The sequence below is a fragment of the Microbacterium sp. AC035 genome, assembly GCF_979258485.1.
Window position 1 is genome coordinate 165,866 of record NZ_OZ409858.1, and the last position, 22,701, is coordinate 188,566.

At 68.0% G+C, this 22,701-nt stretch carries 20 protein-coding genes; 7 read left to right on the plus strand and 13 right to left on the minus strand.

Features of this window, described 5'->3' with window-relative positions; translation table 11 throughout:
- Positions 1–11: 11 nt before the first annotated feature.
- Positions 12–1,073, plus strand: coding sequence for a winged helix DNA-binding domain-containing protein (locus ACZ0AA_RS00740; RefSeq protein WP_400861573.1), 1,062 nt, complete (start codon positions 12–14; stop codon positions 1,071–1,073).
- 21 nt (positions 1,074–1,094) lie between these two features.
- Here the strand turns inward: ACZ0AA_RS00740 and ACZ0AA_RS00745 are convergent, their stop codons facing one another.
- Complete coding sequence (locus ACZ0AA_RS00745) at positions 1,095–2,537, minus strand: helix-turn-helix domain-containing protein (RefSeq protein WP_400861572.1); 1,443 nt, start codon at positions 2,535–2,537, stop codon at positions 1,095–1,097.
- A 109-nt stretch (positions 2,538–2,646) separates the two neighbouring features.
- Between ACZ0AA_RS00745 and ACZ0AA_RS00750 the strand changes: the two genes are divergently transcribed.
- Entirely contained in the window at positions 2,647–4,509 is a 1,863-nt protein-coding gene (locus tag ACZ0AA_RS00750) for a phosphoenolpyruvate carboxykinase (GTP) (protein ID WP_463511871.1), read from the plus strand.
- A gap of 151 nt (positions 4,510–4,660) precedes the next feature.
- Here ACZ0AA_RS00750 and ACZ0AA_RS00755 read toward each other — a convergent pair whose 3' ends face one another.
- Together ACZ0AA_RS00755 and ACZ0AA_RS00760 are read right to left on the minus strand one after the other, a co-directional pair.
- Positions 4,661–6,544, minus strand: coding sequence for an ABC transporter ATP-binding protein (locus ACZ0AA_RS00755; protein ID WP_463511872.1), 1,884 nt, complete (start codon positions 6,542–6,544; stop codon positions 4,661–4,663).
- A gap of 79 nt (positions 6,545–6,623) precedes the next feature.
- Positions 6,624–6,830, minus strand: coding sequence for a hypothetical protein (locus ACZ0AA_RS00760; protein WP_056510103.1), 207 nt, complete (start codon positions 6,828–6,830; stop codon positions 6,624–6,626).
- Between the two features lie 93 nt (positions 6,831–6,923).
- Between ACZ0AA_RS00760 and ACZ0AA_RS00765 the strand changes: the two genes are divergently transcribed.
- Positions 6,924–7,955 (plus strand): S66 family peptidase, encoded by a 1,032-nt coding sequence (locus ACZ0AA_RS00765; protein WP_463511873.1) that lies wholly within the window; start codon positions 6,924–6,926, stop codon positions 7,953–7,955.
- 79 nt (positions 7,956–8,034) lie between these two features.
- Here ACZ0AA_RS00765 and ACZ0AA_RS00770 read toward each other — a convergent pair whose 3' ends face one another.
- Positions 8,035–9,495 (minus strand): MFS transporter, encoded by a 1,461-nt coding sequence (locus ACZ0AA_RS00770; protein ID WP_463511874.1) that lies wholly within the window; start codon positions 9,493–9,495, stop codon positions 8,035–8,037.
- A 150-nt stretch (positions 9,496–9,645) separates the two neighbouring features.
- Here ACZ0AA_RS00770 and ACZ0AA_RS00775 point away from each other — a divergent pair, with 150 nt between their 5' ends.
- Together ACZ0AA_RS00775 and ACZ0AA_RS00780 are read left to right on the plus strand one after the other, a co-directional pair.
- Positions 9,646–10,143: a metallophosphoesterase family protein gene (locus ACZ0AA_RS00775; protein ID WP_463511875.1), complete on the plus strand. Its 498-nt coding sequence runs from the start codon at positions 9,646–9,648 to the stop codon at positions 10,141–10,143.
- Positions 10,140–10,664 carry a GAF domain-containing protein gene (locus ACZ0AA_RS00780; protein WP_463511876.1) on the plus strand — a complete coding sequence of 175 codons (525 nt, stop codon included), beginning with the start codon at positions 10,140–10,142 and terminating at the stop codon, positions 10,662–10,664. The genes ACZ0AA_RS00775 and ACZ0AA_RS00780 overlap by 4 nt, the downstream gene beginning before the upstream one ends.
- A gap of 6 nt (positions 10,665–10,670) precedes the next feature.
- On the opposite strand, the gene ACZ0AA_RS00785 is transcribed toward ACZ0AA_RS00780, so the two are convergent.
- The 5 genes from ACZ0AA_RS00785 to ACZ0AA_RS00805 form a co-directional block, all read right to left on the minus strand.
- Complete coding sequence (locus tag ACZ0AA_RS00785; RefSeq protein ID WP_463511877.1) at positions 10,671–11,036, minus strand: HNH endonuclease; 366 nt, start codon at positions 11,034–11,036, stop codon at positions 10,671–10,673.
- 36 nt (positions 11,037–11,072) lie between these two features.
- On the minus strand, positions 11,073–12,815 hold the full coding sequence (locus ACZ0AA_RS00790; RefSeq protein ID WP_463511878.1) for a glycoside hydrolase family 35 protein: 1,743 nt from the start codon (positions 12,813–12,815) through the stop codon (positions 11,073–11,075).
- Positions 12,816–12,878: 63 nt separating this feature from the next.
- On the minus strand, positions 12,879–14,237 hold the full coding sequence (locus ACZ0AA_RS00795; RefSeq protein ID WP_463511879.1) for an ABC transporter substrate-binding protein: 1,359 nt from the start codon (positions 14,235–14,237) through the stop codon (positions 12,879–12,881).
- A 68-nt stretch (positions 14,238–14,305) separates the two neighbouring features.
- Entirely contained in the window at positions 14,306–15,151 is an 846-nt protein-coding gene (locus ACZ0AA_RS00800) for a carbohydrate ABC transporter permease (protein WP_463513804.1), read from the minus strand.
- A gap of 46 nt (positions 15,152–15,197) precedes the next feature.
- On the minus strand, positions 15,198–16,115 hold the full coding sequence (locus ACZ0AA_RS00805; protein ID WP_400861556.1) for a carbohydrate ABC transporter permease: 918 nt from the start codon (positions 16,113–16,115) through the stop codon (positions 15,198–15,200).
- Between the two features lie 160 nt (positions 16,116–16,275).
- Here ACZ0AA_RS00805 and ACZ0AA_RS00810 point away from each other — a divergent pair, with 160 nt between their 5' ends.
- Positions 16,276–17,259, plus strand: coding sequence for a LacI family DNA-binding transcriptional regulator (locus ACZ0AA_RS00810; protein WP_463513805.1), 984 nt, complete (start codon positions 16,276–16,278; stop codon positions 17,257–17,259).
- 17 nt (positions 17,260–17,276) lie between these two features.
- Here the strand turns inward: ACZ0AA_RS00810 and ACZ0AA_RS00815 are convergent, their stop codons facing one another.
- Genes ACZ0AA_RS00815 through ACZ0AA_RS00825 form a run of 3 tightly spaced genes read right to left on the minus strand, consistent with a single transcriptional unit; the run spans position 17,277 to position 21,090 of the window.
- On the minus strand, positions 17,277–18,905 hold the full coding sequence (locus ACZ0AA_RS00815) for an MFS transporter (RefSeq protein WP_463511880.1): 1,629 nt from the start codon (positions 18,903–18,905) through the stop codon (positions 17,277–17,279).
- On the minus strand, positions 18,902–19,654 hold the full coding sequence (locus ACZ0AA_RS00820) for an ion channel (protein ID WP_463511881.1): 753 nt from the start codon (positions 19,652–19,654) through the stop codon (positions 18,902–18,904). The genes ACZ0AA_RS00815 and ACZ0AA_RS00820 overlap by 4 nt, the downstream gene beginning before the upstream one ends.
- Positions 19,655–19,659: 5 nt before the next feature.
- Positions 19,660–21,090, minus strand: a complete 1,431-nt coding sequence (locus tag ACZ0AA_RS00825) for a DUF2252 domain-containing protein (protein ID WP_463511882.1) — start codon at positions 21,088–21,090, stop codon at positions 19,660–19,662.
- Positions 21,091–21,233: 143 nt separating this feature from the next.
- On the opposite strand from ACZ0AA_RS00825, the gene ACZ0AA_RS00830 reads away from it, so the two are divergent.
- The gene (locus tag ACZ0AA_RS00830; RefSeq protein ID WP_463511883.1) at positions 21,234–22,319 is read left to right on the plus strand and encodes an ATP-binding protein; all 1,086 of its coding nucleotides are present in this window, start codon (positions 21,234–21,236) and stop codon (positions 22,317–22,319) included.
- A 17-nt stretch (positions 22,320–22,336) separates the two neighbouring features.
- On the opposite strand, the gene ACZ0AA_RS00835 is transcribed toward ACZ0AA_RS00830, so the two are convergent.
- Complete coding sequence (locus ACZ0AA_RS00835) at positions 22,337–22,696, minus strand: Fe-S protein (protein WP_463511884.1); 360 nt, start codon at positions 22,694–22,696, stop codon at positions 22,337–22,339.
- Positions 22,697–22,701 lie beyond the last annotated feature (5 nt).

Here is a 22,701-nt window from a genome sequence, read left to right on the forward strand (position 1 = left end):
ATGATGAGGGCATGAAGACCGCGACTCTGCGCACCGAGCGGCTCCGCTCTCATCGGCTGAGCACTCCGGCGCGCACGGTGACGGATGCCGCGTCGCACATGCTCGCCGTGCAGAGTCAGGACTTCATCGCGGGGAGGTGGGCACTGGCTTCCCGCACGCGCGGCGAGTCCGCGCTCCGCACGGTGGATCGCGCCTTCGACCGGGGCGACCTGGTTCGGGCGTGGACCATGCGCGGCACCCTGCACATCATCCCGGCGCGTGACCTTCGCTGGGTGATGTCCGTGACCGCTGAGCGGCAGCGTCGACAGGCGGCGGGCAGGCGCCGCGATCTCGGGATCGACGCGCCGATGGTCGCGGCGGTCGTGGCGGCAGCCGTGCCTCGCCTGGGTGACGGAGGCCTCACGCGGGCCGAGATGTTCGAGGTGTTCGCGGGTGTCGGCATCGACCCGGCCGGGCAGCGGGGCATCCACCTGCTGAGCGAGCTCACGCTCGACGGCCTGATCTGCCAGGGTCCGGTGGTCGCGCGCGACGGTGTGAGTCGGGAGCAGCGCTTCGTCCTGGTCGATCAGCACATCAGCGAGCATGCGGCCCCCGATGACCCGCTCGCCGAGCTCTTCGTGCGTTACATCGACGGGCACGGGCCGGCCGGAGTCGCTGACTTCGCCTGGTGGTCGGGGCTCACGCTCGGGCAGTCGCGCGACGCTCGGGACCGGGCGACGGGCCGGGTGCACGAAGTCGAGGAGGGCATGTTCGTCAGCGTCGATCGCCTGCGGCGGTCATCGAATGCTCCGTCGGTGCTCGCCCTGGCGGCCTTCGACGAGTACTACATCTCGTACGCCGACCGCACGGCGGTCTGCGCTCCCGAGCATCTCGCGCTGGTCGGTCCGGGCAAGAACGGCATGGTGCGAGCGACGATCGTCGCCGACGGCCGGGTGATCGGATGCTGGACGCACGCGAGCGCCTCGCTCGGCACGCCTCCAGAGCTCTTCGAGTCCGCGGACGAGGCACCGGCGCCAGGCGAGGAAGCGGTGCGCGCTGCGCTCGCGCGGTTCACCCGCTTCCTCGACGGCTGATCCGGTCTGCCGCGGCTCAGCTCACTCGCTCGCGTGACGCCCGAGGAAGTTGTAGACCTCGTTGTCGTCGACGCCGGGGAATGCGCCGCGGGGGAGCGGCGAGAACATGTGCGTGTGCACGCGAGCGCTGGGCCAGGCCTTTCCGTTCCACCGGTCTGTGAGGTCGGCGGAGGGGCGTCGGCAGCACGCCTCGTCCGGGCACGTCGAGACCGCGCGGTCCGCGGTCTCTCGTCCGCGCCACCAGCGGGCGTCGTCGAAGGGAACGCCGACCGTGATCGAGAACTCGCCGTCGGTCGCGGCTCCGGTCTGGGTGGAGCACCAGAAGGTGCCGGAGGGCGTGTCGGTGTACTGGTGGTGCTCATTCGTGCGGTTCTGCTGCGTGAACGCCGCCCTCGCCTGGAACTTGCGACACACCCGCTGGCCTTCGACGGCGCCGGTGACGTCCATCGGCAGGGGCAGATCGTCGTTCTCGTAGACGCGGGTGATCGCGCCGGTGGCGTCGACGCGGAGGAAGTGCAGCGACATTCCGAGGTGCTGCGTGAGCAAGTTCGTCATCCGCATGCCCGCGGCCTCGTGCGTGACGCCGAACGCGTCGCGGAAGTCCTCGACGGCGAGGTTGCGATCCTTCTTCGCCTGCTGCAGGAAGGCCACGGATGCCGTCTCGGGCATCAGGCAGGATGCCGCGAAGTAGTTGATCTCGAGTCGCTGCTGCAGGAAATCGGCGTAGTCGGTCGGCGGGGTGTGGCCGAGCAGGCGATGCGCCATGGCCTGCAGCGCCATGGACCGCAGGCCATGGCCGCCGGGGATCGACGCCGGCGGCAGGTAGATGCGGCCGTTCTCGAGATCGGTCACGGATCTGGTCGAGTGCGGCAGATCGTTGACGTAGATCAGCTCGAAACCGAGCTTGTCGGCCATGATGCTCACCGTGCGGTGCGTGAGCGCACCCTGCACGTGACCGGCCGACCGCAGCTGCTTCTCTGCGAGCTTCTCGATGTCGGCGAGGTAGTTGTTCTGCTCGCGCATCCGCAACCGCAGCTCGGTGTTCGCCCGTCTCGCCTCTTCAGGGGTCGCTATCGCCTCGCGTTCGCGTCGCTGCAGCTCGCGGTGCAGGCCGAGCATGGATTCGATGGTCTCATCGCTCATGCCCTTCGTGACCCGCACCGGAGCGATGCCGAGCTGCCGGAACACGGGACTCTCCTGTGCGCGTTCGAGTTCGATCTCGAGCGCGGCACGTCGGTTCGGCGGCTCGCCGGAGATGAGATCGGTGACCTCGGTGTCCGTGGCCTGCGCGATGGCCTGCAGCAGCGAGAGCTTCGGCTCGCGTTTGCCGTTCTCGATCAGGCTCAGCTGCGAGCCGGCGACGCCGACGAGCGCACCCAGCTCGTCGAGCGTGAACCCCTTCTCGAGGCGGTGGTGCCTGATGCGGTGGCCGAGAGTCGCGAGGTGGATGCCGGAAGGAGCCATTCCTTGATCCTAGCTAAAGAACTTCGATTCTTATCGCACGATATGACGGAAAGTCGCCTCTGAGGGGGAACATGATGGAACAAACGCCCCTCACTTCAAAGGAGTAGTCATGGCGATCGCCGAAGTCTTCACCCCCCGAGCATCATCTGTCGCACCTGTGCGCACCTTCGGGACGGCTCCGACGTATGACACCCCTGCGATGGCAGAGCTCGCCGCGTGGGTCGATGAGATCGCCGCTCTCACGCAGCCGGCGTCGATCCACTGGGTCGACGGCTCGCGTGCCGAGAACGACTGGCTGCTGCGCGGACTCGTCGACGAGGGCAAGCTGATCAAGCTCAACCCCGAGTGGCGGCCCGGCTCGTACCTCGCCCGCTCGCACCCCAGCGACGTCGCGCGCACCGAGGGACGCACCTACATCTCGTCGGAGAACGAGGAGGATGCCGGTCCGACCAACAACTGGGCGCCTCCTGCGCAGATGCGCGAGAAGATGACCGAGATCTTCGAGGGCTCGATGCGAGGCCGCACGATGTTCGTCGTGCCGTTCTCGATGGGTCCGGTCGGCGGGCCGCTCTCGCATATCGGCGTCCAGGTCACCGACAGCGCCTACGCCGTGGCATCCATCGGCATCATGACTCGCGTCGGTGATGCGGTCACTCGCCAGATCGCCGAGGGTGCGCCCTGGGTCAAGACCGTGCACTCGGTCGGCGCACCGCTCGCCGCGGGAGAGCCCGATGTCGAGTGGCCGTGCAACGACGACAAGTACATCGTGCATTTCCCCGAGACCCTCGAGGTCTACTCGTTCGGCTCCGGCTACGGCGGCAACGCGATCCTCGCCAAGAAGTGCTTCGCGCTGCGCATCGCCTCGGTGATCGCGCGTGACGAAGGCTGGCTGGCCGAGCACATGCTGCTCATCCGTGTGATCGACCCCGCCGGCAAGGCGTACCACGTGGCTGCGGCATTCCCCTCGGCGTGCGGCAAGACGAACCTCGCGATGCTGCGCCCCACGATCCCTGGATGGCGCGTTGAGACCCTCGGCGACGACATCGCGTGGATCCGCCCGGGTGAAGACGGTCGCCTCTGGGCGATCAACCCCGAGGCCGGCTTCTTCGGCGTCGCGCCCGGAACCGGCGAGTCGACCAACGTCACCGCGGTCGAGACGCTCTGGGGCAACACGATCTTCACGAACGTCGCACTCCGCCCCGACGGCGACGTGTGGTGGGAGGGGCTGACCGATCAGGCTCCGGCTCACCTCACCGACTGGGAGGGCAACGCATGGACGCCCGACTCCGGTCGCCCCGCCGCGCACCCCAACTCGCGCTTCACGGTCTCGGCCGCCCAGTGCCCGCAGATCTCGGAGGACTGGGAAGAGGCCGTGCCGCTCGACGTCATCCTCTTCGGCGGACGCCGTGCGACCAACGTGCCGCTCGTCGTGGAGGCGACGGATTGGACGCATGGCGTGTTCCTCGGATCCAACATCTCGTCTGAGCGCACTGCCGCCGCCGAAGGAACGGTCGGCGAGCTGCGCCGCGATCCCTTCGCGATGCTGCCGTTCTGCGGCTACAACATGGCCGACTACTTCGGCCACTGGCTGAAGGTCGGACGTGGTCTGCGGTTCGATCGCGCACCCCGCATCTTCCAGGTCAACTGGTTCCGTCGCGGTTCGGACGGTCGCTTCCTGTGGCCGGGATTCGGCGACAACTCGCGCGTCGTCGACTGGATCATCCGTCGCGTCGCAGGCGAGGTCTCGACCGTCGACAGCCCGATCGGCCGCCTGCCGCTGATCGAGGATCTCAACCTCGACGGAATCGACGTGCCGGAGGCCGATCTCGAGGAGCTGTTCTCGATCGACACCGAAGCGTGGCAGACCGAGGCCGACCTCACCGAGGAGTTCTACGACACGTTCGGAGATAAGGTGCCGGCCGCGTTGCGCGCCGAACTGGCGTCGCTGCGCTACCGACTAGACAAGGCCTGACAGACCGGGCGCCGGTTCGGGGGAGCCGGCGCTCTATACCCCAGATCCCCCTACCCCCAGACCGCGAAGGCGGGATGGCTGAGGCGAACCCATGGCTGAGTGGTCTCTGACATCCCGCCTTCGCGCATGTTCCGACGCCAGGTGACGCTGTTCAGGCGAGCAGCTGGTGCCGTGCCAGATCGCGGTAGAGCGGCGTCGACTCGATCAGCTCGGCATGTGTGCCCTGGCCGACGACAGCGCCGTCCTGCAGCACCACGATGAGGTCGCTGTCGATGACGGTCGACAGCCGGTGGGCGATGACGATGAGCGTGCGGTCGGTCGACACCGCGTCGATGGCCTCCCGCATGCGCTGCTCGTTCACGCCGTCGAGAGACGACGTCGACTCGTCGAGCAGCAGGATCGGCGCATCGGTGAGGAGCGCGCGGGCGATCGCCAGACGCTGACGCTCTCCGCCGGAGAGCATCACGCCGTCCTCGCCGACGGGAGCCTCGAGGCCCAGAGGGTCGCGCTCGAGCACGTCGCCCAGGTTCACGGCGCGCAGCACCTGCTCGCAGGCCTCGTCCGAGGCGTTCGGCGAGGCGAGACGCAGGTTGTCGCCGAGGGTTCCGGCGAGCGTGGGGGCGTCCTGCTCGACATAGCCGAACTGCGCGCGCAGCTCGTCGCGCGGATAGGTGCGCGAGTCGTGGCCGTAGAGACGGATCGATCCGCCAGTCGGATCGTAGAAGCGCTCGACGAGAGACAGGATCGTGCTCTTGCCTGCTCCACTGGGTCCGACGAGTGCGACGCGCGCGCCGCGGGGCACGGCGAACGAGACTCCGCGCAGGACCTCTCGCTCCGCCGGGGCGGCCGGGTCGTCGGTCGGCTCGAGGTGGGCGTCGGCGAGAAGCGTCTGCGCCTCCTTCGCAGCGGCCAGCCGTGCGGCGACCACGTTCTCGGGGTAGCGGAAGCGCACGTCGCGGAACTCGATCGCAGGGGCGTGAGGGTCCGCCTCGTCGCGAGGGAAGGAGGCGGCGATCTCGGCATCGTGCTCGGTCTCGACCGGCAGGTTCAGCACCTCTTGGATGCGGCCGAGTGCTCCGAGCGCCTGGTTCACCGAGGTGATCGCTCCGAACGTGGTCGCGAGCGGCATCACGAGCATGAACAGGAACAGGATGAACGTGATCAGCGACGCGATGGTGATGGTGCCCGCCGCGACCCTGAGGCCGCCCACGCCGAGAACGACGAGGAGCGAGACCTGCAGCGCGACGCCGGCGATCGGAACCACGAGCGATGAGATCTTCGCGATGCGCACGCCGATGCTGTAGGCCTCGGAGGCGAGGACGGACACCGTCTCGGTCTCGCGTTCGGTCGCCCCTGAGGCGCGCACGGTGCGGATCGACCCCACGGCGCGCTCGACGCCGGAGGCGAGCTCGCCGACCTTCTCCTGCTGCGCGGTGGAAGCGGTGCGGATGCGGCCGCTGAGCGCGGTGACGACGACGACCGAGGCGCCGATCACGACGACGATGAGCAGCAGCAGCACGGGGTCGATCACGAGCATCGCGATCAGGGCGCCGAGGAAGAGGATCGCGCTGCCGACGGCATCCGCCAATCCCTGGGTGAGCACGGCATAGAGCAGCGTGGTGTCGGTGCCGACACGCGAGACCAGGTCGCCGGTGCGTCGGGCGTCGAACTCGCTGATCGGCAGGTGCAGGATGCGGGAGATCAGCTTGCGTCTGCTGGAGTACACGACCGCTGTGCCGGTGCGCTGCAGCAGATAGTGCTGGTAGCCGGAGATGATCGACGACACGACCACGAGACCGACGAGGATCCAGACGAGGATGCCCAGACCCTGATCGGACTGCACGGTCTCGATGAGCTGGCCGACCAGCAGCGGCTGCGCGAGCGACGTGGCCGCTCCGAACACGCTGAGCACAGCGACGACGATGAGCGTGCGCTTGTGCTCGAAGAGGAAGGGGAGGAGCTGGCGGAAGGTGGCGCGCGGACCGTCGTGCTGCGCGCCGCGTCCGCGTCGGCGTGATGTCGCCGTGCTGGACATGCGGAACCTCGTTCTGAAAGGGGGGTAGTTCGACCGTACTTCGTGCGAGGACGGATTCTGTGGATGGGCTGTATGCGGTTCAGTGCCTGCCGAACCGGCGGTGCGCCGCCTGTTTCGAGACACCGAGCGAGCTCGCGATCGCCTGCCAGGAGTATCCGAGATTGCGCGCACGGCGCACCTGGGTCTCTTCGGCCCTGGCCAGCTCACTGCGCAGGGCGGCGAGTCGGTGCAGTTCCGACAGCGGCTCGCTGCCGTCATCCTGTGCGATCGCGGTCTTCATGGTCATCAGGGGCCTCCTGCGTCAATCTTTGTTGACGCGACGAGAGATGTCAACAGAAATTGACGGACAGGGAAACGCGCGCGATGCGAGACTGGGCCGATGCTGTCTGCATCGAAACCTGTACCAGGCGACCGCGTCGCCGTCCTGTCGCCCGCTTTCGCCGCCCCTGCGGTCGCCCCGGAGATCCACGAGCAGGCTCTGCACCGACTCGAGCAGCTGACCGGACTGATCCCGGTGGAGTTCCCGACCACACGACAGCTCGATGCGAGCCCGGAAGCCCGAGCGGCCGACGTCAACGCGGCCTTCGCCGACCCCGGCATCCGCGCGATCCTCGCGACGATCGGCGGAGACGATCAGATCCTGGTGGTGCCGCACCTCGATCCCGCGGTCGCTCAGGCCGATCCCAAACCGTTCCTGGGGTACAGCGACAACACCAACATCCTCAACTGGCTGTGGGGGCTCGGCATCCGGGGCTACTACGGCGGGTCCACGGCCGTGCACCTCGGGCCGGGTCCCGCGGTCGACGACGTGCACCTGCGCTCGCTGCGAGCGGCGCTGCTCGACGGCGGCACGCTCGAGATCACCGAACCAGGCGAATCGGAAGACAACGGAAAGCGCTGGGACGGCCCCCTCGCGCTCACCGAGTACGGAGACCGGATCGCGACCGAGGAGTGGACCTGGTCGGGCCCTGGAGCGCGTGTCGAGGGTCGCACCTGGGGCGGCTGCCTCGAGAGCATCGATGCGCTCGCGCTCGCGGACCGGCTGCCCACGACCTACGATCTGCGCGGCGGGATCCTGCTGCTCGAGACGAGCGAGGAGCGCCCGCCGGCGAGCTGGGTGGCTCGATGGATGCGCGGGCTGGGTGAGCGCGGGATCCTCGATGCCGTCGCCGGCGTGGTCGTCGCGCGTCCGCCGGTGAGTGATTTCGAGTTCCAGCCGTCGCCGGCCGAGGCCGATGCTCTTCGCGCGGCGCAGCGAGACGCGGTGATCGAGACGGTCTCGCGGTACAACCCCGACGCGGTCGTGTGCGTGGGAGTGCCGTTCGGCCACACGCGGCCGCAGTGGATCGTCCCCTATGGCGGGACGATGACGCTCGACGGGTCGACGCGTTCCATCCACGCGTCCTATTGAGCACGAGACGGCCCACTGAGGCGAGACGACTGAGGGCGGCACCTCCCAAGGAGATGCCGCCCTTCGTGGGACGAACGCGTCAGAGCTCGACCGCAGCCGCGACTCCGAGGTCGGATTCGTAGTCGTTGTCCTTGGTCTCCTTCGACAGCAGCAGTGCGATGAAGGTCAGCACCCCCATCGCCGACAGGTAGAGACCGACGAGCCACGGGGCGCCGTCGCCGAGCTCCCAGAGCCACAGGGCGATGAGAGGCGCCACGGCCGCGCCGAGGATCGACGACACGTTGTACGAGATCGCGGAACCCGTGTACCGGACGTTCGTCGGGAAGAGCTCGGGAAGCAGCGCTCCCATCGGGCCGAATGTCGCGCCCATGAGCATGAACCCGAACACGAGGAACGCCTGCGCGAGTGCGCCGGTGAACTTCGGGTCCATCGCGGGGAGCAGGAAGGCGTTGAACGTGAAGCCGAACACGATGATGAGCCCGGTGACCCACAGCAGCAGCTTGCGACGACCGATCGAGTCGGCGATCGGCCCGGAGAGCAGCGTGAAGATGCCGAAGAACACGACGCCGACGATCTGCATGAGCACGAAGTCGGTGTAGGCGAACCCGAGACCCGGATAGAACTGCGCAGCGAAGGCCGACGCGTCGAAGTCCTTGCCTGTCGCCTCGGCAGCGGCCTGCGCGGCGGCCGACGCCGTCTCGAGCGTGGCCGGCTTCGTGCCGTACGCGAGGGTGAAGTTCGTCATCAGGTAGAAGAGCACGTATGTCGCCAGCATGATGAACGTGCCGAGGATCAGCTGTTTCCAGTGATGACGGAACACGGTCGCGAGGGGCAGCTTGCGGATCGCGCCCTTCTTCTCCGCCTTCTTGAAGGTGTCGGACTCGACGAGCTTGAGCCGGACCCACAGGCCGATGATGACCATGACGGCCGAGAACAGGAACGGGATGCGCCAGCCCCACGACAGGAACGCCTCGGACTTCAGCGCCGGGTTGTCGGCATGCGGCAGCAGCCAGTTGATGCCGAGGAACAGGAAGTTGGCGATGATGAAGCCGAGCGGCGCTCCGAGCTGCGGGAAGGTGCCGTACCAGGCGCGCTTGCCGGCCGGGGCGTTCTCGGTGGCGACGAGAGCCGCACCCGACCACTCGCCACCGAGCGCGAAGCCCTGCGCCAGGCGCAGGATCAGCAGCAGCAGCGCTGCCCACCAGCCGATCTGCTGGAACGTGGGCAGGAGCCCGATGATGAAGGTCGCGATGCCCATCGTGAGCAGGGAGGCGACGAGCGTGGCCTTGCGTCCGAACTTGTCACCGAAGTGGCCGAACACGACCGCGCCGATCGGACGGGCGACCATCGCGGCACCGAACACGGCGAACGACGACAGCAGCGAGGTGGTGTCGTTGCCCGTGGGGAAGAACAGCACCGGGAACACGAGCACGGCCGCTGTCGCATACGCGTAGAAGTCGTAGAACTCGATCGTGGTGCCGACGAGGCTCGCCGTGATGACGCGCGAGCGCGGGTTCGCGGGCGCTGTGGTCGTACTCATGCTGCTCCTTAGTTCCGAGTGCCCGGTATACCAAGGCACCGAGAGATCCTACGCCTTCCTGAACGTTTGCTGGGTACGTATGACGTCGGTCGCACGCGCGTGCGTAGAGTCGGAGGCGGATGCCGAAGCCTACGCGAGACGGGGAGAACCGTGACGACGAGACTGCTGCTGATCGCCGACACTCATGTGCCCGCACGTGCGAAGCGCCTGCCCGAGGCGGTCTTGCGGGCGGTCGAGGACGCCGACATCGTCGTGCACGCGGGCGACTGGATCGACGTCGCGACGCTGGATCTGCTCGAGTCCCGCTCGCGGGTGCTCGTGGGCGTCTACGGGAACAACGACGGCCCGGCGCTGCGCGAACGGCTGCCCGAGATCGCCCGCTTCACGGTCGATGGGGTTGAGGTGGCGGTGGTGCACGAGACCGGGGCGAAGCAGCGACGTGAAGAGCGGATGGACGCCGCGTTCCCGGGCAGCGATCTGCTCGTCTTCGGTCACTCGCACATTCCGTGGGACACCGTCGCCCCCTCGGGGATGCGGCTGCTGAACCCGGGCTCGCCGACCGATCGGCGTCGTCAGCCGGTGTGCACGATCATGACGGTCACCATCGACGGAGGACGGATCGAGGCCACGCTGGTGCCGATCGCATGAGCGCCTCACCTCGCGGCAGCGACGACATCGGCCTTCCCTCGGCATACCGCGCTCCGATGCGCTCGCGCGACGACGACGTGACCGCCGGGCCCGCCGTCGAGCGGGCGCTGGCGCTCGGCGTGTGCGGAGTGGGCGGCAGGCTCGACGATGCACCGGACTCGATCGCCGATGCGCTCGCCGCGGTGGACGCGGTCTACGGAGAGCGGATGGCACGCCGACTCGAGCGGTTCGCGGGGGTGCCTGAGGGGGCGTTCGTCTGGACGCGTGACGCCGACGGGTTCCTGTGGCTGGGCAGGGTCACCGGACCGTGGCGCTACGACGCCTCAGCCGAGGCGCGGAACGTCGACCTCGTGCACGTGCGCGCGTGCGACTGGCTCGATCGTCCGGTCGAGTCGGCCGCGGTTCCGCCGGGAGTGCACGAGGCATTCGCGCGCGGCGGCCGCAACTGGCAGAGCATCACCCGGGCCGACGCCGCTCGTCTCACCGCAGCCGTGTGGAGTTCGCGGACGAGTCGGGAGTGAGGCCGTTCAGTCGGTCTGGCGCAGGTCGCTGAGGATCGCGTCGTATCGGGTGAGGAAGGCGCGTTCGTCGAGCCGCTTGCGACGGAGCCACGACGTGACCTCGTCGTTGCGCTTGCTCGCGTTGCACGAACCGCACGCAGGAACCACGTTCTCGACGGTGTACCGCCCGCCTCGCGAGATCGGCATCACGCAATCGCGTTGCAGAGCGATGCCGTCCGCTCCGCAATATGCGCATCCTCCCCAGGCCTCTCGCAGTGACGTCCACTGCTCGGCGGTGAGGTCGTTGTCGGCCCGCGCCACTCGACCCTGGCGTCGCTTGGCATAGCGCGCGCGAGCGGCAGGTGAGGGAGTGGAGAACCTTCGACGCGGCACAGACACACGGTATCGGGTCGGGTGGCGCTCGGAGGGCTATTCCTCGGTGTCGCCGAGAGCGAGTGCCGAGACGAAGTCGGCGGTCGGGTCGAGCAGGTGCTCGAGCTCGAGCACCACGAGCCTGTTCGCCCCGGCGACGGTCGCGGGTGCGGGCACGAAGAGGGTGCGCTGCGGGCCGTTTCGCCAGTAACGCCCCAAGAAGAACCCGTTGACGAACGCGTAGCCCTTGCTCCAGGCGGCGGTGTCGAGGAACAGATCCGCGGGGGAGTCGAGGTCGAAGTCCGCGACCCACGCCGACGGACCGGTCGGCGCCGCGACCGACGGTTCCGCGACGCGGGATCCGATCTCCGCAGCCAGAGCCGCGACGTCGAGCGGTGTCGAGTGCCACCCGGTCAGCGGCAGGCCGTCGAGCTCGGGCGTGCCGATGAGACCCTTCTGCTCACCGAGTCGGTGATCGTAGTTCACCCGACCTCCCTCTTCGACGAGGATGCTGAGCGCACGGCCTGATGGGATCCGCAGGGAACGGTCATGACGGGTGCGTGAGAGCGTTCCGACGGGCTGACCGTCGACGCTCACCCAGGCGAGGTCGCGCACCTCGTCGAGCACGAGCTGACCGCCGACTCCCTCGGGCAGAGTGATGTCATAGCGGACGAGGGCACTCAAGTGCTCCAGCTCGTCGAACGTGATCGGTGCCGTCGAAGAGAGAGTCGACGCCGCGGCATCCGTCCACGGCCCTGCGGCGACCAGCGGCACCGAGAACACGGGGGCGGGCTCGGCGGTGGCCGGAAGCTCGTCCGGCACCGTGGCGTACTTGGCGATGACGTCGCGGAACGCGAAGAACTTCGCGGTCGGATCGCCCGCCTCGTCGAGAGGGGCGTCATAGTCGTACGAGGTGACGATCGGCAGGTAGCGGCCCTTGTGGTTCGCGCCGTTCGTGAGACCGAAGTTCGTGCCGCCGTGGAACATGTAGATGTTGACCGAGGCGCCGGCGGCGAGGAGCTCGTCGAGGTCGGCGGCCGCTGCGGCCACGTCGGTCGTGTGGTGCACGCCACCCCACCAGTCGAACCAGCCGTCCCAGAACTCCGAGCACATCAGCGGGCCGGTGGGCTGGTGGGCGCGCAGGGTGGCGAGGCGCTCGGCGCTGCGCGATCCGAACGATCCGGTCTTGTGCAGCTCGGGCAGGCTGCCGTCGGCCAGCATCCGGTCGGTGGGCTGGTCGACCGTGGTGAGGGGGACGGTGATGCCCGACTCTCGTGTCAGGGCGACGAGCGCCTCGAGGTAGGCCTTGTCGGAGCCGTAGGCGCCGTATTCGTTCTCGATCTGCACCAGCACCACCGAGCCGCCCCGGTCGATCTGCCGCGGGGCGACGATCTCGTAGACCCGACGGAGGTAGTCGCTCACGTCGGAGAGATAGGTGGGCTCGGAGGAGCGCAGCTCGCGCTCGCCCGCGGTGAGCCAGTTCGGCAGGCCGCCGTTGTGCCACTCGGCGCAGATGTAGGGGCCGGGCCGGACGATCGCGTCCATTCCCTCGGCCTGGATCAGGTCGAGGAATCGGCCGAGGTCGTTCCAGCCTGTGGTATCCCATTCGCCGCGCCGCGGCTCGTGCGCGTTCCAGGCGACATAGGTCTCGATCGTGTTGAGCCCCATCAGGCGGGCCTTGCGGATGCGGTCCTGCCACTGGTCCGGGTGGATGCGGAAGTAGTGCAGGGCCCCGGAGATCACTCGGTGGGGGAGCCCGGCGCGGAGGAAGTCTGTCTCGCCGATGGAGAAGGAGGTCACGATGAGGTGCTTTCGATGGGAGGGCCGGGCGGGGAGCGAGTCCCCGCCCGGCCGGACGTGCGATTACTTGTTGACGGCGAAGCCCTGCGAGTTGCCGTACTCGACCAGGGCGTCCTGCCAGGTCACGAGGCCCTCGTTGAGGTCGGTGCCGTTCTGGTACGACTGGCCCACGGTGTCGCCGAAGATGCTGTTGCCGTAGACCTGGTAGGGCAGGTAGCTCCAGCCCTCGACGACGTCGTCGGCCGCTGCGGCCAGGACCTCGTTGATCTTCTGGCCGCCGAAGTACTCGGGAGCGTCGGCGAGGAACTCCTCGCTCGACAGCTCAGCCGTGGTCGACGGGAAGCCGCCCGACTCGAGGAAGGTCGAGATGCTCTCCTCCGAGTTGTTCAGCCACCACAGGAATCCGGCTGCGAGCTCCGGGTTCTTGCTCTGCGTGGTCACGGCCTGGCCACCGCCGCCGTTCTCGGCCGTCGCCGGTGTGCCGTCGTAGGTCGGCATCGGCGCGACGCGCCAGTCACCGGCTCCGTCGGGAGCTCCGGTGATCAGGTTGCCGGGCATCCAGGCGCCGATCACGAGGGTCGCCAGGCTGCCGTCGCCGAGGGCGCGGAACCACTCGTCGCTCCAGCTGCCGTAGGGGGCGAGGAGGTCTTCCTCGACGAGGCGGTTCCAGTTCTCGGTCCACTTCTTGGAGCCGTCGTCCTGCAGGTCGATCGTGACGTCCGTGCCGGAGGTCGCGAACGGCTTGCCGCCGGCCTGCCAGATCATCGAGGTCGCGAAGCCGGCGTCGCCGGTGTCGTTCGTGATGTAGGCGTCGGGGTTCGCTGCGTGGATCGCCTTCGCCGCTTCGTAGTACTCGTCCCACGTCGTGGGCACGGCGACGCCGGCGGCGTCGAAGACGGCCTTGTTGTAGAACAGCGCCATGGGGCCTGAGTCCTGCGGCAGGCCGTAGATGGCGTCGCCGTCGGTGACGGAGTTCCACGTCGAGGCGGTGTAGTCGTCCTCGAAGTCGGCGAAGCCGTACTGCGAGAGGTCGACGAACGCGTCGGTCAGGGCGAACTGCGGGAAGGCGTAGTACTCGACCTGCACGACGTCGGGGGCGCCGGATCCGGCCTTGATGGCGTTCTGGAGCTTGGTGTATTCCTCGTTGTTGGTACCCGCGTTGACCACGTTGACCTTGACGTTCGGGTACTCCTTCTCGAAGGCCTCGACCTGAGCCTCGGCAGAGGGGGTCCACGACCAGTACGTGATCTCGCCACCCTTCTCGAGAGCGGCCTCGACGGAGTCGAACGAGCCGTCGCCGGCAGCGCTGCCGCCGGAGCCGGTGTCGCCGGTGCTGCAACCGGCCAGCGCCAGCGCTGCCACGGTTCCGGCCGCGAGCACCGCGAGGGTGCGCCGTGCGGCGGGTGAGGGAAGGTGCTTCATTGCTGTGTCCTTTCGGGGGTGCGGTCCAGCATCGGACCGACGTGTGCGGTGCGGAGGGATGCCGGGAGCTACTCCTTGACGCTTCCGGCGGTGAGACCTGACTGCCAGAACCTCTGCAGCAGCAGGAAGGCGATGACGATCGGGATGATCGTGAGCAGCGAGCCCATGATCACGAGGTTGTAGATCGGCTGGGATCCGGCGCCGATCGCCTGGTTGCTCCACTGGTTGAGGCCGACGGTGAGCGGGTACCAGGCGGGGTCGGACAGCATGATCAACGGCAGGAAGTAGTTGTTCCAGGTCGCGACCACGGTGAAGAGGGTGACCGTCACGATTCCGGGTGCGAGCAGTCGCATCGAGATCGTGAAGAAGGTGCGGAACTCTCCGGCACCGTCGATGCGCGCGGCCTCCAGCAACTCGGTCGGCACCGAATCCGAGGCGAACACCCAGATCAGGTACAGGCCGAACGGGCTGATCAGTGAGGGGATGATGACAGCCCACGGGGTGTTGGTGAGCCCCAGCTCGCTGAAGAGCAGGAAGGTCGGCACCGCGAGGGCGGTGCCGGGGACGGCGACGGCACCGAGGACGACGGCGAACACCGCGCGGCGACCGGGGAAGCGGTACTTCGCGAGTCCGTAGCCGGCCATGGTCGCCAGCAGCGTCGCGCCACCGGCTCCGACGACCACATAGAGCAGCGTGTTGCCGAGCCAGCGCAGGAAGATGCCGTCCTGGTACGAGAAGGTCGCGACCAGGTTGTCGAAGAACGCGAAGTCGTCGGAGAACCACAGTCCGAACGAGCTGAACAGACCCGACTGGGTCTTCGTCGAGCTGAACAGCAGCCAGATGAGCGGCACCAGCGTGTACAGCGCGTACATCACCATCACGATGAGCAGGATCTTCGACTTGCGCGGATTCATCAGATCGTGGCGCTTCTGCGAGGGGCGGGCGAGGGGGAGTGCCATGTCAGCGCACCTCCGACTTCGAGCCGCGCAGTTGCACGACGTAGGCGATCACCGCGGTGATGACGCCCATGATGATGGCGATCGTCGCGGCGTAATTGAACTGCTGTCCGGCGAACGAGAGGTTGTACGCGTACATGTTCGGTGTGAAGTACGTCGTGATCACGTTCGGGGCCAGGGGGCGCAGGATGTTGGGCTCGTTGAAGAGCTGGAAGCTGCCGATGATCGAGAAGATGGTCGCGATCACCAGGGCGCCGCGCACCGAGGGGATCTTGATCGAGAAGATCGTGCGCCATGCGCCTGCTCCGTCGAGCGACGCCGCTTCGTACATGTCGGTCGGAATCGTCTTCAGCGAGGAGTAGAAGATCAGCATGTTGTAGCCGACGAACTGCCACGTCACGATGTTGCCGATCGAGACCAGGATCCACTCTCTTGCGAACGGAGTGATCAGGTCGCTGCCGAGGAAGTCGTTGAGGTTCGACGTCAGACCGAACTGGTCGCCGTAGATGTAACCCCACATCAGCACCGCGACGACCGCGGGCACCGCGTACGGCAGGAAGATGAGGATGCGGAAGAACGACGCCCCGCGCAGACGGGCGCTGTCGAGCGCCAGGGCCGCGGCGAGGGCCAGGATCAGCATGATCGGCACCTGCACGACGAGGAACAGCACGACGCGGCCGAATGCCTCCCAGAACTGGGGGTCGGTCAGCGCTCGCACGTAGTTGTCGAACCCGACGAACGCGGTGCCGCCGATCAGCTTCTCCTGGAAGAAGCTGAGGTACAGCGCGTATGCGAGGGGAGTGAGGAACACCAGGGCGAACACGACCATGAACGGGCCGACGAAGGCCCATCCCTTCCAGTCGCGCTTCTCACGCCGGCGGATGCCGTGGTCCGCCAGGGCTGCGGAATCTTGAGTCGTCATTGACGAGAACCTTCTTAGAGATCGGGCGCTCACGGCGCCGTGTGTCAACGTCAACATATTCGATGCGCTGCTAGTGTGTCAACGTCAACACATGAATGGATGAGTGCTCGTGACCTCGGAACAGTCGGCAGAGCCGCCGCAGCGGCGGCGAGACCCTTCGATGGAGGACGTGGCCCGAGAGGCCGGAGTCTCCGGACAGACCGTCTCGCGGGTCGTGAACGCGCGCGGCTACGTCGGGGCCACCACCAGAGCGCGCGTCGAAGACGCCATGCAGCGGCTCGGGTATCGGCCGAACAGCGCCGCCCGCGCGCTGCGCTCCGGTCGATTCCGCGCGATCGGCGTCATCATGTTCTCGTTCAGCTCCTACGGGAACCAGCGCACGCTCGACGCGATCGCGGTGCGCGCCTCGCAGATGGGATACGCCCTCACCCTCATCCCCGTCGAATCGAGCGCCCGCGACACCGTCGCCGGAGCCTTCCGTCGCCTCGAGGAGCACGCGGTCGACGGCATCATCATCGTGATCGAGGCGCACCAGCTCGATGAGGCCGAGGTCGAGATCCCCGACGGGCTGCCCGTCGTGCTGGTCGACTCCAACCGGGGATCGACACATCCCTTCGTCGACACCGACCAGGCGCAGGGCGCGCGGCTCGCCGTCGAGCACCTGCTCGACCTCGGCCACAAGACGGTCTGGCACATCGCGGGCCCGGCGAAGTCCTACTCGGCCGAGCGTCGGCGTGAGTCGTGGCGCGAGACGCTCGAGGCCCGCGGTCTCGAGGCTCCTGAGCCGCTGCAGGGCGACTGGTCGGCCGAATCCGGATACCGAGCGGGGGTCCTTCTGCGCGACGACGAGAGCGTGACCGCCGTGTTCGCGGCGAACGACCAGATGGCGATCGGCGTGGTCCGGGCTTTCCGCGAGGCCGGCCGTGAGATCCCCGGGGACGTCAGCGTGGTCGGCTTCGACGGTCTGCCGGATGCAGCCCAGCTCTGGCCGCCGCTGACCACCGTGCAGCAGCACCCCGAGAAGGTCGGCGCCCTCGCCGTCGACGCCCTGCTCTCGGAGCTCGACGGGGGAGAGCGCACCCAGACCCCGCTGGTCGGCACCGAGCTCGTCGTGCGCGAGAGCACTGCTGCGCCGCGAGCATAGGGCGCTTCAGCACCCCCTCATGTCGTCTCGGGCGCGTCGGCGGCTGCTTCTGCTCGTCGACGGACCATGGCCTCCGACGGGATGCCGCGCGAGAACAGGATCGACAGCAGGCTGATCACGATCAGGCCCACGAACGCCACCCGCAGCGACGAGAGCTGCGACTCTCGATAGATCTCTGCGAGTTCTGCGGCATCCTCGTCGCCGAGTCCGGCGTCGGTCGCGAGACCGGCCACATCGGCCGCCGGCACCACGGTGACGCCTCGATCCGTCGCCGCGTTCACCGTGACCTGCACCTCGCTCGGCAGGTCGCTCGTCGCGACCCCGGAGGCGAACGAGGTCGACAGGGCGCCGATGAGGATCGACCCGATCAGGGCGGTGCCGAGCGATGACCCGAGGTTCTGGAACACACCCTGCAGCCCACCGGCCTCGCTGGTGTCCTTCTCCGAGACGCTCGACATGTTCACGTTGCCGAGCTGCGAGGCGAGAAGGCCCAGGGCGCTGCCCGCGAGGAACATGCCCAGCGCGAAAAGGGCACTCCGAAGGTCATCGGTCACGGATGCCAGCAGCAGAAGCGCGCTGAGCACGAGGGTCGACTGGCCGACCCGCACGATGCGTCGCGGGGACCACCGTCGCGACAGTGCTGTGCCGACCACAGAGAAGAGGATCAGCGAGACCGAGAGCGGGAAGATCTTGATGCCCGTCTCGAGCGCGTCCAGCCCGAGCGTCATCTGCAGGTAGACCGGCACCATGAAGAACAGCCCGGCGGTCACCGCGTATTGCGCACCGAGCACGGAGAGACCGCTGCGCAGCGTGCTGATCGCGAACAGATCGGGCTGCATCAGCGGTGCCCGTCCATCGCGGATCAGTCGTCGCTGCCAGCTGATGAACGCGGCGATCAGCACTGCGCCCAGCGCGATGCACCACGTCGTCAGGGAGACGCCGAGCGGGGCGATCGGGATACCGCCGATCTCCGGCCGATCCAAGGGGATCACCCATCCCCAGGTCTTGCTCTGCAGCATCCCGAAGACGATCAGCACGAGCCCGGCGGATGACAGCAGCACGCTGCCGACGTCGATCCGGATCGACCGACGGGGGGTGGAGTCCGTGATCATGCGGGCGCAGAGCACCACTCCCAGCATGATCACCACCTCGGCGACGAAGACGAACCGCCAGCTGGAGTAGGTGGTCACGGCGCCCCCGATCAGTGGACCGGCGGCGACAGCGGCACCCGAGACGGCACCCACGACGGCGAAGGCGGTGACGCGGTCGCGGCCCTGATAGTTGTCGGCGACGAGGGCCGCGATCGCGGGGATGACCAGCACGGCGCCCAGTCCCTCGATGACCGACCAGCCGAGGAACAGGAATCCCACCGACGGGCTCAACGCCGTGATCAGCGATCCGGCCGCGTAGACGCACGAGCCGATCACGAAGGCGCGTCGTCGTCCCCACACGTCTCCGAGCTTGGCGCCGAAGAGCATGAACGCCGCCATGGTCAGTGTGTAGAACGTGATCGCCGCCTGCATCGCCGCGACCGAGGTGTCGAGATCGTCCACGACGGTCGAGATCGACACGTTCATGACCGTGCCGTCGAGCACCATGACGAACTGCGCGGCGCCGAGCACGATGACCACATTCCACTTCTTCATGACGCCCCCTCGTGTGACGCGTCCGCTCCGGGCGGCGGCCTGCGGGCGCCCCGCATGATGCGCGCGACCGCGGTGATCAGGAACAGCTGCCCGGTGATCGCCTCGGCGACGGCGATCGCCTGAACCCCCGACGAGACCGGCACGATGTTGCCGTACCCGGTGGTCGTCAGCGTCGTGAACGAGAAGAAGAGCTGGGTGGAGAGCGAATCCACGACGTCCGTGCCGAAGGTCGGCGCGACCGTGAGCAGCGCGACCAGGTTGTACAGCAGCGTGAAGAACATGCCGACCAGGACGTACGCGGCGATAGCGGCGAGCAGAGCCTCGATGTCCACGCCACGTCGCCGCACCTGATGCCGGATGATCGCGACGGGCGCGATCAGGAAGGCGATCACGGATGCCGCGGACAGCACGATGTCGAGGCCTCTGCCTCCGGTGCCCAGCACCCCGACGACGACTGTCGCGGCGGCGGCGAGGGCGAGGATCACCCAGGCGATGTGCTGCACCCGCTCGCGCACCTCGGTCACCCGGAGGACGACGGCGACCGTCAGCAGCTGCACGGTCAATGCCCATGGGCTGGGATCCGTCGTCGCCTGGGCGGCGCTGAAGGCGTAGGCGGTGGCAGCGAGAGCGAGGATGAGCCAGTACCCGCTCCGTCCGCTCGGGATCGGGCCCGCGACATGGGCGCCCGCATGTGCGGGGGCCGAACGGAGCGCGGGGGCCGAACGGAGCGCGGGGGCCGATCGGATCATCCGTCTCACCTGTCCCCGGACTCGCGCGGAAGGCCCCCGGACGCGAGCGCGGCGGTGAGCGCGGCGAAGTCCCGATCATTCTGCTCGGCGTATGCGGCGGCGAAGTCGGCGACCGCGTCGTCGAACGCGGAGCCGCGACCGACATATCCGGCGATCTCGACGCGATCGCCGGAACGCGCGTGGGCACGGGCGAGCGTCTCACCGCAGATCCGGGCATAGAGGGTCGCGCCCCGTGCTGTCATCGTGTCCGGATCGCTCCCGCCCTTCCCGTCCTGCAGCTGACGCAGATAGAAGTCGCGGTGCTGGCCGTCGACCCCGACGATCGACTGCCATCCGAGAAAGATGTCGCTCGACGCCTGCATCAGGCGCTGCCCCCGCACCACACGCTCTCCGTGGGAGGCGAACTCGCTCGGACCGAGGAAGCGCTCGAGAACCGATTCCTGTGCCTCCTTCGCCTGAAGGAGCAGCGGATCGTCGTCGTCTCGACCGCTGAACAGCAGCACCCAGGCGCGGGTCCCCACGCTTCCGACCCCGACGACCTTGCGAGCCATGTGCCGGTAGCGGTACTCCTCGACAGGGTGGCGTTCGCCGACGAGCGTCGTCCGATAGGCCGCGATCACGTGCCGCATGACCTCCTCGTCGTCGGAGGCATCGTTCGCGTCTCGGAGGATGTCCTCCACAGGCACGATCAGCGGCGGGGCGGCGATGATCCGCAGATCGCCGTCCACCACGCGCACCAGCTTGCGGAAGGCCTTCCGGTGACCCCGCTTTCGGGCCTTCTCGATCACGGCATCGAGGCGACCGACCTCGTCGTCTCCCGCGCGATCGTCACGGCGTTCCGCGCGCAGCCACTGCTGCGCTCGCTCCGCGTCGAGCCGGTCGTACCACGCGTCGAGCACCGTCGCCTTCGCCGCCTCCCTGATGCCCGTGCGATAGCCGCGCGCAGCGGCCAGCACGCAGGCGCGCCCCTCCTCGGGGGAGAATCCCCGCTGCCTCGACGCCACGGCGAAGCTCGCCGCGAGACGTTTGACGTCCCACTCGAACGGCCCAGGGAGCGTCTCGTCGAAGTCGTTGATATCGAATGTGAGGTTCCGCTCCGGCGTGCTGTACAGGCCGAAGTTCGACAGATGAGCGTCGCCGCAGAGCTGCGTGATGATCCCGGTGTGCCCGGCCGAGGCGAGATCCGATGCCATCAGCAGCGCGCAGCCGCGATAGAACGCGAGGGGCGAGGTCGCCATCCGGGCATATCTCACCGGCGTGAGCTCCCGGACGCGCGATCTCCCCTGCTCCTCCAGCAGATCGATCGGGTCCGGCCTGTCATCCTTCGGCGACCAGATGCCGAGCTGCGATCGTGGCATCCGCGTGCGCGCGGAGCGACCCGCGTCCCGCCGTTCGCCGAAGGTTCTCGCCCCCGTCGATCGACGACTCGTGTCCATGCGGTTCTCCGTTCTCCGAGCGACCGTCGTAGGCGAATCGGACGTCAGTATCACAGGGGGCGGGCGAGCCATCCAGAGGGGGATCATCCGCATCGGGTGATCCTCCTCGCAGCGACACTCCCCGGCGTCGCTAGGGTGACCGCATGACCGAGCTGACCATCGGATCCCTGACCGCTGACCCCACGGAGCCCGTGCACCTCGATGCGCGACGATTCAACCGTCATACGTTCTGGTGCGGGCAGAGCGGCAGCGGCAAGACCTATGCGCTCGGAGTCGTCCTCGAGCAGCTCCTGCTGCACACCGAGCTGCCGATGCTGATCTTCGACCCCAACGCCGACTTCGTGCGGCTGGCCGAGACGAGACCCGGGGCGAGGGGCGACCACGCCGCGCAGATCGCGCAGAGCGACATACGCGTGTTCCGCTCGGGGCATGATGCCGGCGAGCGACTGCACACCCGCTACCTCGATCTGTCACCCGCGGCGAAGGCTGCGGTTCTGCAGATCGATCCGATCGCGGATGCCGAGGAGTACAACGTCCTCCTGCACTGGTCCGTGAGCGCCACGGAGTTCGACACCGAGCGGATGCTGCAGGAGTTCCGCGAGTCCGGCGTTCCCGCCCGGGTGCGCCTCGCCAACCGCATGGAGAACCTTCAGGTGCTCGAGTGGGATCTGTGGTCGCGGGGCGCGGGCTCCGTCGTCGACGTGATCGAGGAGCGCCCGCGGGCGACGGTGCTCGATCTCGGCGGATTCGACCACCCTGCCGAGCCGAAGGTGGCGGCCCTCGCCGTGCTCGAACAGCTGTGGGCGCGTAGGGAGAGCCGACGGCCGATCCTCATCGTGATCGACGAGGCGCACAACCTCTGCTCGCCCGAGCCGCGCACCGCGGTCGAACGAGCGCTCACCGAGCAGCTGGTGCAGATCGCCGCCGAGGGGCGCAAGTTCGGTCTGTGGCTGTTCCTGTCGACGCAGCGGCCGACGAAGATCCATCCGAACGTGCTCTCGCAGTGCGACAACCTCGGCCTCATGCGTGTGAACGCCCCGCGGGACATCGCCGAGTTGGCTGAGGTGTTCGGCTTCGTCGGCGAAGACGACATCCGGCGGGCGCAGGGCTTCGCCCAAGGTCAGGCGCTCTTCGCGGGAGGCTTCATCCCGCAGCCGACGTTCGTGCAGATGGGGGCGCGGCTCACCGAGGAGGCAGGCGCCGACGTCGTGGTCCCGCTGCGTGTCTGAGGCGTCGGTGCGGAGGGTCAGCGCCAGATCGCCGCGATACCTGCGTTGAGAGCGGTCAGGATGCCGACGAGCCAGAACATCACGGTCGGCACCGAGCCGGACTTGCGCTGCTTCGACGTGCCGATGCCGAGGAGTGCGCCGATCACGAGGAGCACGACGAGCTTCGTGCCGATCTTGGCGTAGTTCATCTCGACGCCGTCGGGCAGCCCCCACGGAGCCGCGAGTGCGAGACCGGCGACTGCGGCGATCGTCATGCCGATGCTCATCAGGCGCGTGAACTCGCGCTTGCCACCGAACGCCTGCACCGCCCAGGCGCCGAACAGCACGGCGAAGCCGATGAGGTGCACGAACAGGACGATGTGGCGCAGGGTCTCCATACCCT

Coding starts and splice junctions, on each gene's coding strand:
- ACZ0AA_RS00815 (WP_463511880.1), bottom strand. CDS start 18,905: ATGAAGAAGTGGAATGTGGTCATCGTGCTCGGCGCCGCGCAGTTCGTC.
- ACZ0AA_RS00820 (WP_463511881.1), bottom strand. CDS start 19,654: ATGATCCGATCGGCCCCCGCGCTCCGTTCGGCCCCCGCGCTCCGTTCG.
- ACZ0AA_RS00835 (WP_463511884.1), bottom strand. CDS start 22,696: ATGGAGACCCTGCGCCACATCGTCCTGTTCGTGCACCTCATCGGCTTC.
- ACZ0AA_RS00770 (WP_463511874.1), bottom strand. CDS start 9,495: ATGAGTACGACCACAGCGCCCGCGAACCCGCGCTCGCGCGTCATCACG.
- ACZ0AA_RS00830 (WP_463511883.1), top strand. CDS start 21,234: ATGACCGAGCTGACCATCGGATCCCTGACCGCTGACCCCACGGAGCCC.
- ACZ0AA_RS00800 (WP_463513804.1), bottom strand. CDS start 15,151: ATGAATCCGCGCAAGTCGAAGATCCTGCTCATCGTGATGGTGATGTAC.
- ACZ0AA_RS00765 (WP_463511873.1), top strand. CDS start 6,924: ATGCTGTCTGCATCGAAACCTGTACCAGGCGACCGCGTCGCCGTCCTG.
- ACZ0AA_RS00795 (WP_463511879.1), bottom strand. CDS start 14,237: ATGAAGCACCTTCCCTCACCCGCCGCACGGCGCACCCTCGCGGTGCTC.
- ACZ0AA_RS00810 (WP_463513805.1), top strand. CDS start 16,276: ATGGAGGACGTGGCCCGAGAGGCCGGAGTCTCCGGACAGACCGTCTCG.
- ACZ0AA_RS00825 (WP_463511882.1), bottom strand. CDS start 21,090: ATGGACACGAGTCGTCGATCGACGGGGGCGAGAACCTTCGGCGAACGG.
- ACZ0AA_RS00805 (WP_400861556.1), bottom strand. CDS start 16,115: ATGACGACTCAAGATTCCGCAGCCCTGGCGGACCACGGCATCCGCCGG.
- ACZ0AA_RS00780 (WP_463511876.1), top strand. CDS start 10,140: ATGAGCGCCTCACCTCGCGGCAGCGACGACATCGGCCTTCCCTCGGCA.
- ACZ0AA_RS00760 (WP_056510103.1), bottom strand. CDS start 6,830: ATGACCATGAAGACCGCGATCGCACAGGATGACGGCAGCGAGCCGCTG.
- ACZ0AA_RS00755 (WP_463511872.1), bottom strand. CDS start 6,544: ATGTCCAGCACGGCGACATCACGCCGACGCGGACGCGGCGCGCAGCAC.
- ACZ0AA_RS00740 (WP_400861573.1), top strand. CDS start 12: ATGAAGACCGCGACTCTGCGCACCGAGCGGCTCCGCTCTCATCGGCTG.
- ACZ0AA_RS00745 (WP_400861572.1), bottom strand. CDS start 2,537: ATGGCTCCTTCCGGCATCCACCTCGCGACTCTCGGCCACCGCATCAGG.
- ACZ0AA_RS00750 (WP_463511871.1), top strand. CDS start 2,647: ATGGCGATCGCCGAAGTCTTCACCCCCCGAGCATCATCTGTCGCACCT.